The sequence below is a fragment of the Phenylobacterium sp. genome (assembly GCF_036263695.1).
In the GTDB taxonomy this organism is placed as follows: domain Bacteria; phylum Pseudomonadota; class Alphaproteobacteria; order Caulobacterales; family Caulobacteraceae; genus Phenylobacterium.
Genome location: NZ_DATAGM010000373.1, coordinates 1 through 10,664, shown reverse-complemented (window position 1 = coordinate 10,664; position 10,664 = coordinate 1). Strand labels below are relative to the sequence as shown.

The following is a 10,664-nucleotide window of genomic DNA, read 5'->3' as shown; positions in this document are numbered from 1 at the left end:
ATGCGCCTTCTCGTCCTCGCCTCGCTTGCCGCCGCCCTCGCCCTGCCGTTCAGCACCCAGGCGCAGGACCTGACGTCACGAGCCGAGGCGCTGAGGGACAGGGCGCTGGCCGACCGCACCGCGTACGAGCTGGTGGAGTCGCTGACCACCGAAGTCGGCGCCCGGCCGACGGGCTCGCCGGCCATGGCGCGGGCGAGGGACTGGGGCGTCGCCAAGCTGAAGGCGCTGGGCTTCTCCAATGTCCACGTGGAGGAATTCCGGGCCGAGTCCTGGCTGCGGGGCGAGGAGAGCGCGGAGGTCGTCGCGCCCTATCCGCACAAGCTGCACATCCTGGGCCTCGGCCGCTCGGGGGCGACGCCGAAGGGCGGGATCGAGGCGGAGATCGCGCTGTTCGGCTCGATGGACGAGCTGATGGCGCTGCCGGCTGGCGCGCTGAAGGGCAAGATCGCGGTCGTCAGCCAGCCGATGCCAAAGACCCAGGATGGCTCCGGCTACGGCTACATCAACCGCAACCGCACGCAGGGAGCGGCCGAGGCGGCCAAGCGGGGCGCGGTAGCCTACCTGACCCGCTCCAGCTCCACCGACGACACCCGCCTGCCACACACCGGGGCCATGAGCCGGCCGAAAGACGCGCCGGTGATCCCCGCCGCGGCCCTGTCGCCGCCGGACGCCCAGCTGCTGGAACGGCTGGTCGCGCGCGGCCAACCTGTACGCATCAAGCTGAACATGCAGAACACCTATCGGGAGAGCGTGCCGGCTTGGAACGTGGTCGGCGAGCTCCCCGGGACCGAGGCGCCTGACGAGGTGATCGTCGTCGGCGGCCACCTGGACGCCTGGGACCCGGGCGCCGGCGCCATCGACGACGCGGCGGGCATCGCGATCACCACCGCGGCGGCCAAGCTGGTGGCCACGGAGCGGCCGCGGCGGACCATCCGCGTAGTGATGTGGGGCGCCGAGGAGCTGGCCGACAGCGGCGAGGCGTACGGCGCGGCCCATAAGGACGAAGTCGGCAAGATGGTCGTCGTCTCGGAGAGCGATTCCGGCGACGGGCCGATCTGGCGCGTGCGCCTGCCGAAGGCCTCGACGAAGCACCCGGCCATGCAGGCCTTCGCCGCGGCCATAGCGCCGCTGGAGGTGGTGCTGACGCCGGAAGCGGCGACCAGTGGCGGGGCGGACGTGGCCGACCTGGTGCGGATGGGGGCGCCGGTCGCCAGCCTGTCGCCGGACGTCACCCGCTACTTCGACCTGCACCACTCCGCCGACGACACCTTCGACAAGGTGGACCCGAAAAAGCTCGCCCAGAGCGTCGCGGTTTGGACATCGTTTCTCTACACCGTCGCCGCCAGCGACATCGACTTTCGAAAGCTAGCCGCGGAGGCCCCGTGACCCTTCCTCTTTCCGGACATCACGTCGCCGTCCTGATGGGCGGCATCTCCTCCGAGCGCGAGGTCAGCCTGGTCTCAGGCCGGGCCTGCGCCGACGCCCTGGAGCGGCTGGGCGCCAAGGTCACGCGCATCGACGCGGGGCGCGACCTGGCGGACGTGCTGACCAAACTGAAGCCGGACGTCTGCTTCAACGCCCTGCACGGGGCGTGGGGCGAGGACGGCTGCGTCCAGGGCGTTTTGGAAACGCTGCAGATCCCCTACACCCACTCCGGCGTGCTGGCCTCGGCCCTGGCCATGGACAAGGCCAAGTCCAAGGCGGTGATCGCCGCGGCCGGCGTGCCGGTGCCGGGCGGGGGGCTGTTCAACCGCTTCGAGGTCGCCCGAGACCACGTCCTGCCGCCGCCCTATGTGGTCAAGCCGAACGCGGAAGGCTCCTCGGTGGGCGTGTTCATCGTCCGCGACCGGGCGAATCGCCCGCCGCAGGAGGTCGTGGAGCCCAGCTGGACCTACGGGGAGGAGGTCATGGTCGAGCCCTTCATCCAGGGCAAGGAGCTGGCCGTGGCGGTGATGGACGGCAAGGCCCAGACGGTCACCGAAATCATCCCCAGAACCGGCTTCTATGATTATGAAGCCAAGTACGGCGAAGACGGTTCCGAGCACGTCGTGCCCGCGAACTTGCCGCGGCAAGTCATTGAAAGATGCTTGGAATATTCCGAGCGTGCACACGCGGCCCTTGGTTGCCGCGGGGTTACGCGGTCGGACCTGCGTTATGACGACGTTAACGACATTTTGGTCCTTCTAGAGGTCAATACACAGCCTGGAATGACGCCCACCTCGCTCGCTCCCGAGCAGGCGGCCCACAAGGGCGTGGATTTCGACCGTTTGGTGCTTTGGATCACGGAGGACGCTTATGCCCGCGGCGGTGCGGGAGGGATCGCGCGTATCGGCGAGACCTCGAGCGAAAGCGTCCGCTAAGCCAGGCCGCGGGCGGCCGGCTGCGCCTGCGCGCGGTCCGCAGCCTGCGGGCAAGCTTCAAGCCGTCCAGGGGGCGGGACTTACGCCCAAGCAAGCGCTCATCGCCGCCGGCGCGGTGCTGACCATCGCCGTCAGCGCGGTGCTCGGCACCGGCGGGCGGGCGGAGATGGTCGGCGGCGCCATCACCGGCGGAGTCGACAAGGCCTTCGGGGCCGCCGGCTTCCGCCTCGGCGCCGTGCACGTCCAGGGCGCCTCGGAGATGGCGACCAAGGACATCCTGGCGGTCACCGGCCTCTACAAGGACCAGCCGATCCTCGGCCTCGACCTGGAGGGCATGCGCCAGAAGGTGATGGAGGTCAGCTGGGTCGAGGATGTGCGCATCGTCCGCCTGCTGCCCGACACCCTGGTCATCGCGGTCAAGGAGCGGAAGACGCTGGCGGTGTGGCAGCACGCCGGCCGCATCCGCGTCGTCGACCAACACGGCCGGATCATCCCCAAGGCCGATCCGGCGAGGTTCCCGAACCTGCCGCTAGTGGTCGGCGTGGGCGCCAACGAACACGCCGCCCAGATCCTGCCGGCGGTCGCGGCGCGGCCACGGCTGGCCAATCGGCTGGAGGCGCTGATCCGGGTGGACGACCGGCGCTGGGACCTGCGGCTGAAGGACGGCAGCCTGGTGCAGTTGCCGGCGGTGGACGAGGAGGCGGCGCTGCTGCAGCTCGAACAGCTCGACCAGCGCACCCGCATTCTCGAACTCGGATTTGAACGGATCGACCTGCGCGATCCGAACGTGGTTGCGGTCCGGCCACGCGATGGCGTGCTGCCGGGCCAACTGGTGGCGGGCGGCGCCTGAAGGGAATGGGCAAGGTGGGCAAGTCGGGACCGAAGACCGAGGAGCGCCGGGAGGCGAGCGGCCGGGAGAGCCTGAAGGCGGCGCTGGGACGCGTGCCCGTGGTGGCCGCCGTCGACCTGGGCGCCTCAAAGGTGGCGTGCTTCATCATGAAGGCCGACGGGGTGCGCCGGGTCGACCGCACCCTGACCACCACCGGCGTCGGCTACGTCCAGTCGCGCGGCGTCCGCGGCGGGACCATCGTCAACCTCGACGAGGCCAGCGAGGCCATCGCCCAGGCGGTGGAGCGGGCCGAGAACGTCGCCGGCGTCTCGGTGCAGGGCGTCACCGTCTCCACCAGCGGCGGCCAGCTGGCCAGCCACCGGGTCTCCAGCCGGGTTTCGCTCGGCGGGCGGCCGATCAGCGACCAGGACCTGATCCGCGCCATCCAGGCCGCGCTCGCCCAAGTGAAGCTGCCCGGCCGCCGGGCGGCCCACATCCTGCCGATCGCCTGGCAGGTGGACGGGCAGGGCGGGGTGCGCGACCCGCGCGCCATGTTCGGCCGCACGCTCGGCGTCGAGCTGCTGGTCGTCTCGATCAACGAAGCCGTCTTCCAGACCCTGGGCGCCTGCGTCGAGCGGGCCCACCTGCAGTTCGAGGGCGTCGTCGCCGGCCCCTTCGCCTCAGCCCTGGCCGCCCTCGAAGAGGACGAGATGGACCTGGGCTCCGTCTGCATCGACATGGGCGGCGGCTCGACCAGCGCGGCGGTGTTCAACCACGGCAGCCTTGTGCACGTGGAGAGCGTGCCGGTCGGCGGCCAGCACGTCACCGCCGACATCGCCCGCGGCCTGTCGACCTCCATCGCGGGGGCCGAGCGGATCAAGACCCTGCACGGTTCGGCCATCGCCTCGGCCAACGAGGACCGCGAGATGATCGAGGCCCCGCCGCGGGGCGACGATCCGGGCGCGGGCCCGGTGATCGCACCCCGTTCCCTGCTGAAGGGCATCATCGCGCCCCGGGTGGAGGAGACGCTGGAGCTGTTGCGCGACCGGCTGAAGGCCTCCGGCGCGCCGGTGGAGCCTGGCGCGGGCCTGGTGCTGACCGGCGGCGCGAGCCAGCTGGCCGGCGTCCGGGAAGTGGCGGTGCGGGTGTTCGACCGGCCGGTGCGGCTGGGCCGTCCGCGGCGCGTGCCGCACCTGGCGGACGCCGCCTCGGGGCCGGCCTTCTGCGCGGCGGCTGGGATCCTCCACAAGGCCGCCTTCGGCCCGCGCGAGGCGGTCTCGGCCAAGGCCCTGGCGAGTGCGAAAATTCGTCGCGAACCGCTCGACCCGGGCGCCAATCCGGTCGCTCGCGCCGCAGCCTGGCTGCGCGAAAACCTCTAGGAATCGGTCCGCGGCCGCCGGGCGCGGGGGGCGCGCTGCGGTGGAGCGGGTCTGCGGTCGCAGGCGTAAGTGGCTGGAATTAGCCGAGAATGCCGTGGGTCTCGGTCGACACCGCCCAGACCTGAGCGGCCCTGGCCAGGGGGCGGCGCGGGGCTCCAATGGTCAAGCTAACCCCCGCCATCCATTGTGGAAAAAAGCGCCCCGCCGCGTCGACGAAAAGCCGACTCAGGCTATCCGATTAACCACTCGTTAGGGGTGTCGGGCGCCTAGTTAACCGCATCCTAACCAAGGGCGCTTCGCGGGCGGGTCGCGTGGCGTTTGACCTGATTTTGGCGGAAGGACGTGGGGTCCATGGCAATCGCATTCTCGGCGCCGCAAGAGACCGAGCTCAAGCCGCGCATCGTTGTATTCGGTGTCGGCGGGGCTGGCGGTAACGCGGTCAACAACATGATCGAGGCGGGCCTCGAAGGCGTCGAGTTCGTCGTCGCCAACACAGACGCCCAACAACTGGCGTTCTCGAAGACCGACCGGCGCATCCAGCTCGGCGTCCAGGTGACGCAGGGCCTCGGCGCCGGCGCTCACCCGGAGGTCGGGATGAGCGCGGCCGAGGAGAGCGTGCCGGAGATCGGCGAGCACCTCGACGGCGCCCACATGGTGTTCATCACCGCCGGCATGGGCGGCGGCACCGGCACGGGGGCTGCTCCGATCATCGCCAAGTGCGCCCGGGAACGGGGCATCCTGACGGTGGGCGTGGTGACCAAGCCCTTCCACTTCGAAGGCCGCCACCGGATGCGCCTTGCCGACGCCGGCATCGCCGAGCTGCAGCGCTACGTCGACACCCTGATCGTCATCCCCAACCAGAACCTGTTCCGCATCGCCAACGAGCGGACCACCTTCGCCGAAGCGTTCGGCATGGCCGACCAGGTGCTGCACTCGGGCGTGCGCTCGATCACCGACCTGATGGTGCTGCCGGGCCTGATCAACCTCGACTTCGCCGACGTCCGTACCGTGATGACCGAGATGGGCAAGGCGATGATGGGCACCGGGGAGGGCACCGGCGAAGACCGCGCCCTGATGGCCGCCCAGAACGCCATCCAGAACCCGCTGCTGGACGAAGTCTCGCTGAAGGGCGCCAAGGCGGTGCTGGTCAACGTGACCGGCGGCCTGGACATGACCCTGCTGGAAGTCGACGAGGCGGCCAACGCCATCTCCGAGCAGGTCGACCCGGAAGCCAACATCATCTTCGGCGCCGCCTTCGACCCGGCCCTGGACGGGGTGATCCGCGTCTCGGTGGTCGCCACCGGCATGGACTCCGGCTCCATCACCATGATCGAGCCGCAGGTCCAGCGGCGGACGATGGCCCGCGGCCCGGCCCTGGCCCAGTCCGAGCCGGTGCGTCCGCTGGTCCCGGCCTATGAGCCGCCGGTCGCCGCCGCGCCCGAGCCGGTGTTCGCCGAAGTCGAGCCCGAACCGGTCGAAATCGAACCGGAGACGGTCTTCGCCGAGCCCGCGGAAGAACTGCAGGGCGACCTGCTGACCGCCGCCGCCGCGCCCGAGCCGATGCCGGCCCCGACCCCCGCGCCGGTGACCAAAATCGTCGACGAGGCGGTCGCCGAGTTCGAGGACCCGGCCCCGCTGTTCCCGCAGCCGGTGGTCACCGAGCGGCGCCCGCAGCGCGGCGGCTTCATGAGCCTGTTCGGCGGCCGTCCTCGCTACGACGCGCCGCCGCCGGCCCCGCGCCCTGTCGCCAGCCGCGGCGGCGCCCAGCCGGTCGAGGCCCCGCAGGAGATCGAGCAGGCGGACAACGGCGAGGATCTGGAGATCCCCTCCTTCCTGCGTCGTCTCGCCAACTAGCGCCCAGGGCTCGGGTGCGGTTTCGGTAAACGAGCCGTTAAGGTTAGGCGTTCTAAACGGGTCCCGGCGCTCAGCCGGGGCCCGTTGTCGTTCAGGTAAGCGGCTGAATTCCCCGAGGTTTTCGCCGCAATTCGGCCACGGCGCAGGCGAAACATTCGGAAACAGGATGTGGTTTGTGGCGCCGCAGCATTCACCTTATCCCAACGCCTGGGACAGACCGCGGCCGGCAAGCCGCCTCGAGTTGGAAGGTCGCGAGCTTTGGACGCATCTGCGTATCAGCACACGCTGAAAGGCCCCGCGGTCCTCGCCGGGATCGGAGTCCACACCGGCGCGCATGCACGCATCGCCGTGCGCCCGGCCGGCCCGGACACCGGCGTCGTCTTCGTCCGCACCGACGTGACCGACCGTGACAACCGCGTCCCGGCGAACGGTGAGTTGGTGGTCAAGACCCAGCTGGGCACCGTCATCGGCAACGCCGCGGGCGTCACCGTCTCCACCATCGAGCACCTTATGGCGGCGCTGGCCATGCTGGGCGTCGACAACGCCATGGTCGAGCTGGACGGGCCGGAGATGCCGATCATGGACGGCTCGGCCGAGCCCTTCGTCGACGTGCTGGACCGCGTCGGCCTGCGCCGCCAGGAAGCGCCGCGCCGATTCATCGAGATCCTCCACACGGTCGAGGTCGTGGACGGCGACAAGCGCGCCAGCCTCTCGCCCGCCGAGGGCTTCGAGGTCGCTTTCGAGATCGCCTTCCCGTCGAAGGCCATCGGCCGCCAGCGCATCGACATGGCGATGGACGAGGCCGCCTTCCGCACCGAGCTCGCCAACTGCCGCACCTTCGGCTTCCTCCACGAGGTCGAGGCCCTGCGCGCCATGGGCCTGGCACGCGGCGGGTCGATGGAGAACGCCATCGTCATCGAGGGCGACCGGATCCTCAATCCCGAGGGCCTGCGCCGCCCCGACGAGTTCGTGCGCCACAAGGCGCTGGACGCCATCGGCGACCTCTATGTGCTGGGCGGCCCGCTGCTCGGCCGCTTCGAGGGGATCCTCGCCGGCCACGGCCTGAACAACGCCCTCGTCCGCGCCCTGCTCGCCCAGCCTTCGGCCTGGCGCTGGCGCACCTTCGCCGATCCGCTGAAGGCGGCGGTCTGACTCCAAAGGTCCAGGTCCGCTCGTCGGCCGTGCGCCCGGCGATTCCTATTGCTGCACTCCGCTAAGCCTTGATCTAAGTTAAGCGCGGGACCGCGCGCCGAAGAAGCGGCGGCCTGGGCTGAGCGAGCGGAGGAAGCGCAGAATGGCGCTCATGGCGATCTACAGGTCGGGCGAGGTCGACCTGGCGGCCTACAAGGCGATCATCACAGGAACGGCGAGCGACCTGCCGCTGGGCGTGCTGGCCCACTTCGGCGGCTTCGGCGACGGGGAAGGCTTCTGCGTCGTCGACGTCTGGGAGACGCGCGAGCACTACGAGGACTTCATCCCCAAGCTTCGCGGCGTGCTCGAGAGCCTGGGCGTGACCTACGTGGAGCCGGAGATCTACGAGCTGGAGGGGCTGATCGCCACGCCCGCAGTGGTTCCCTTCTCGGTCCAGCTCGCCCCGATCTAACCGAAGCGTCGGCCCCGCGACCTCGCATCCGTTTGCTACCCCCACGGGGTGGTGTAGAGAGGGGGTTAACGTGGCGCGGGGGCGCGCGATGGTTCCGCTTTTGAGGTGAAGGTGTCCTTGCTTCACAATACCTGGGCTCGTCCGACGATGGCGGCCGTGATCGCCGCCGTCGCGCTCGCCGGCTGCGCCGGAAAAGACAAGAAGCCCAAGCTGGCCTACGAAGAGCGGCCGGTGGAGCTGCTCTATGCGACCGGCGCCGACCGGCTGGACCGCGGTCAGTGGGACCAGGCGGTGCAGTACTTCGAAGAGGTGGAGCGTCAGCACCCCTATTCGGAGTGGGCCCGCCGCGCGATCATGATGACCGCCTATGCTCACTACATGGGCAACGACTACCCCGAGGCGATCGCCGACGCCGAGCGGTTCATCTCGCTTTATCCGGGCAACCCGGCGGCCGCCTATGCCCACTACCTGAAGGCCATCTGCTACTTCGAGCAGATCGTCGACGTGGGCCGCGACCAGGGCGCCACCGGCCAGGCGCTCGCCGCCCTGCAGGAGGTGGCCCAGCGCTATCCAAACACCGAATACGCCGCCGACGCGCGGCTGAAGATCGACATGGTCAACGACCAGCTGGCGGGCAAGGAGATGACCGTCGGGCGCTGGTACCTGCGCAACGGCGACACCCTGGCCGCCGTCGGCCGCTTCAAGACCGTCGTCGACCGCTACCAGACCACCAGCCACACGCCCGAGGCGCTCTACCGACTGGTGGAGTCCTACCTGACCCTGGGGCTGCTCGAGGAAGCCCGCCGCAACGGCGCCGTCCTCGGCCACAACTACCCGGGCGATGTCTGGTACAAGGACGCCTACGACCTGCTCACCGACAAAGGCCTGCAGCCGGCGACGGCGAGGCCCTCGGGCCGCTTCCTGCCGCGCGTGCCGCTCCCCTGGGGCAAACGCAAGGACACCACCGTGCGCCCGCCGGAGGTGACCACCGCCCCCCCGCCGCCCGCGGCCGAGCCTGTGCAGGCTGCGCAAGCCGCGCCGGCTGAGGCTTCGCCTGCGGCCGAAACGCCAACCGCGGCGGCCGAGGCTGCGGCGGAAAGCTCCGCCCAGTAGCCAGCGCTTTCGACTTCACTGATTCGAGGCGATCCTGTCCGGCATGCTGATCGGGCTTTGGATCCGGGACGTGGTGCTGATCGAGGCGCTGGACCTGTCCATCGGCCCGGGCCTCACGGCGCTGACCGGCGAGACCGGCGCCGGCAAGTCGATCATCCTGGACAGCCTGGGACTGGCGACCGGCGCGCGCGCCGACGCAGGCCTGGTGCGCCGGGGGGCGACCCAGGCGGTGGCCTCGGCGGTCTTCGCAACGGCGCCGGACCACCCGGTCTGGGACCTGCTGGAAGAGAAGGGCCTCAGCTACGCCCGCGACGAGGACCTGGTCCTGCGCCGCACCCTGGCGGCCGATGGGCGCAGCCGCGCCTTCGTGAACGACCAGGCGACCAGCGTCGGCGTGCTCCGCGAGATCGGCGACATGCTGGTCGAGGTGCACGGCCAGCACGAGACCGTCGGCCTGCTGGACGCCAAGACCCACCGCCCGATGCTTGACGCCTTCGCTGGGGCCGGGCCGCAGCTGGCGGAGGTCGACGCCCTGTGGAGCGCGGTGGCCCAGTCGCGGGAGCGGGTGGAGGACCTGAAGGCCGCCGTGGGACGCGCCGCCGCCGAGGCCGAGGAGCTGACCCTACGCCTTTCCGAGCTGGACCGGCTCGAGCCGCAGGAGGGCGAGGAGGCGGCGCTGGCCGAGGAGCGGGCGGTGCTGGGCGCCTCGGAGAAGGCGCTGGCCGACATCGCCGCCGCCCGTCAGGGCTTCGACGGCCTCACCGCCAAGCTCGCCGGCGCCCACCGGGCGCTGACCCGGGCCATCGAGCGGGCGCTGGCCGCCGGCGCCGCCGAGGACGGGGCCGCGGTCCGCCGGCTCGCCTCGGCCGCCGACGCCGTCGACCGGGCGCTGGTCGAGGCCCAGGAGGCCGAGGCGACCATCGACTCGGCCGCCGACGCCTTCGACTTCCGTCCCGACCAGCTGGAGAAGGCCGAGGAGCGGCTGTTCGCCCTGCGCGCCATGGCCCGCAAGCTGAACGTCTCCGTCGAGGAGCTGCCGGGCCTGCGCGCCCGCTTCGCCGAGCAGCTGCGGGCGATCGAATCCTCCGAGGACGAGCTGAAGGGCGCTGAGACCGACCTCGCAGCGATCGAGGCCGCCTACCGGGTGGAGGCTGAGAAGCTGTCTCAGCTGCGCCGCGAGGCCGGCGAGCGGCTGGCGGCGGCGGTGATGGGCGAACTGGCCCCGCTGAAGCTGGAGAAGGCCCGCTTCCGCGTGCGTGTAGAGCCGTCCGGGCGGGAAGGCCCCAGCGGCGTCGACCAGGTCGCCTTCGAGATCGCCACCATCCCCGGCGCGCCGTTCGGGCCGCTGGGCGCCATCGCCTCAGGCGGCGAGCTCGCCCGTTTCGCGCTGGCGCTGAAGGCGGCGCTGGCCGCGCGCGGCGGCGGCGTGCAGCCGCTGATGATCTTCGACGAGGTGGACCAGGGGGTGGGCGGCGCAGTCGCCGACGCGGTCGGCCTGCGGCTCAAGCGGCTGGCGTCCTGCGCCC

At 70.9% G+C, this 10,664-nt stretch carries 9 protein-coding genes; all 9 read left to right on the top strand.

Going from position 1 to position 10,664, the window contains the following annotated elements; translation table 11 throughout:
* A complete protein-coding gene (locus VHK87_RS15240) occupies positions 1-1,386 on the top strand; it encodes a M20/M25/M40 family metallo-hydrolase (protein WP_329635742.1) in 1,386 nt (461 codons plus the stop codon).
* 35 nt (positions 1,387-1,421) lie between these two features.
* Positions 1,422-2,360, top strand: a complete 939-nt coding sequence (locus VHK87_RS15235; RefSeq protein ID WP_414694154.1) for a D-alanine--D-alanine ligase — start codon at positions 1,422-1,424, stop codon at positions 2,358-2,360.
* Entirely contained in the window at positions 2,296-3,210 is a 915-nt protein-coding gene (locus VHK87_RS15230; RefSeq protein ID WP_329635740.1) for a cell division protein FtsQ/DivIB, read from the top strand. The genes VHK87_RS15235 and VHK87_RS15230 overlap by 65 nt, the downstream gene beginning before the upstream one ends.
* A gap of 5 nt (positions 3,211-3,215) precedes the next feature.
* Positions 3,216-4,568, top strand: a complete 1,353-nt coding sequence (gene ftsA, locus VHK87_RS15225; protein WP_329635739.1) for a cell division protein FtsA — start codon at positions 3,216-3,218, stop codon at positions 4,566-4,568.
* A gap of 351 nt (positions 4,569-4,919) precedes the next feature.
* Positions 4,920-6,422 (top strand): cell division protein FtsZ, encoded by a 1,503-nt coding sequence (gene ftsZ, locus VHK87_RS15220; protein ID WP_329635738.1) that lies wholly within the window; start codon positions 4,920-4,922, stop codon positions 6,420-6,422.
* 258 nt (positions 6,423-6,680) lie between these two features.
* A complete protein-coding gene (lpxC, locus tag VHK87_RS15215) occupies positions 6,681-7,574 on the top strand; it encodes a UDP-3-O-acyl-N-acetylglucosamine deacetylase (RefSeq protein WP_329635737.1) in 894 nt (297 codons plus the stop codon).
* Between the two features lie 151 nt (positions 7,575-7,725).
* On the top strand, positions 7,726-8,025 hold the full coding sequence (locus VHK87_RS15210; RefSeq protein ID WP_329635736.1) for a hypothetical protein: 300 nt from the start codon (positions 7,726-7,728) through the stop codon (positions 8,023-8,025).
* Positions 8,026-8,172: 147 nt separating this feature from the next.
* Positions 8,173-9,138 (top strand): outer membrane protein assembly factor BamD, encoded by a 966-nt coding sequence (locus VHK87_RS15205; protein WP_414694153.1) that lies wholly within the window; start codon positions 8,173-8,175, stop codon positions 9,136-9,138.
* Between the two features lie 43 nt (positions 9,139-9,181).
* The coding region (locus tag VHK87_RS15200; protein WP_329635735.1) for a DNA repair protein RecN at positions 9,182-10,664 on the top strand (1,483 nt) is incomplete at its 3' end.

Coding starts and splice junctions, on each gene's coding strand:
- VHK87_RS15240 (WP_329635742.1), top strand. CDS start 1: ATGCGCCTTCTCGTCCTCGCCTCGCTTGCCGCCGCCCTCGCCCTGCCG.
- VHK87_RS15235 (WP_414694154.1), top strand. CDS start 1,422: ATGGGCGGCATCTCCTCCGAGCGCGAGGTCAGCCTGGTCTCAGGCCGG.
- VHK87_RS15230 (WP_329635740.1), top strand. CDS start 2,296: ATGCCCGCGGCGGTGCGGGAGGGATCGCGCGTATCGGCGAGACCTCGA.
- ftsA (WP_329635739.1), top strand. CDS start 3,216: ATGGGCAAGGTGGGCAAGTCGGGACCGAAGACCGAGGAGCGCCGGGAG.
- ftsZ (WP_329635738.1), top strand. CDS start 4,920: ATGGCAATCGCATTCTCGGCGCCGCAAGAGACCGAGCTCAAGCCGCGC.
- VHK87_RS15210 (WP_329635736.1), top strand. CDS start 7,726: ATGGCGATCTACAGGTCGGGCGAGGTCGACCTGGCGGCCTACAAGGCG.
- VHK87_RS15205 (WP_414694153.1), top strand. CDS start 8,173: ATGGCGGCCGTGATCGCCGCCGTCGCGCTCGCCGGCTGCGCCGGAAAA.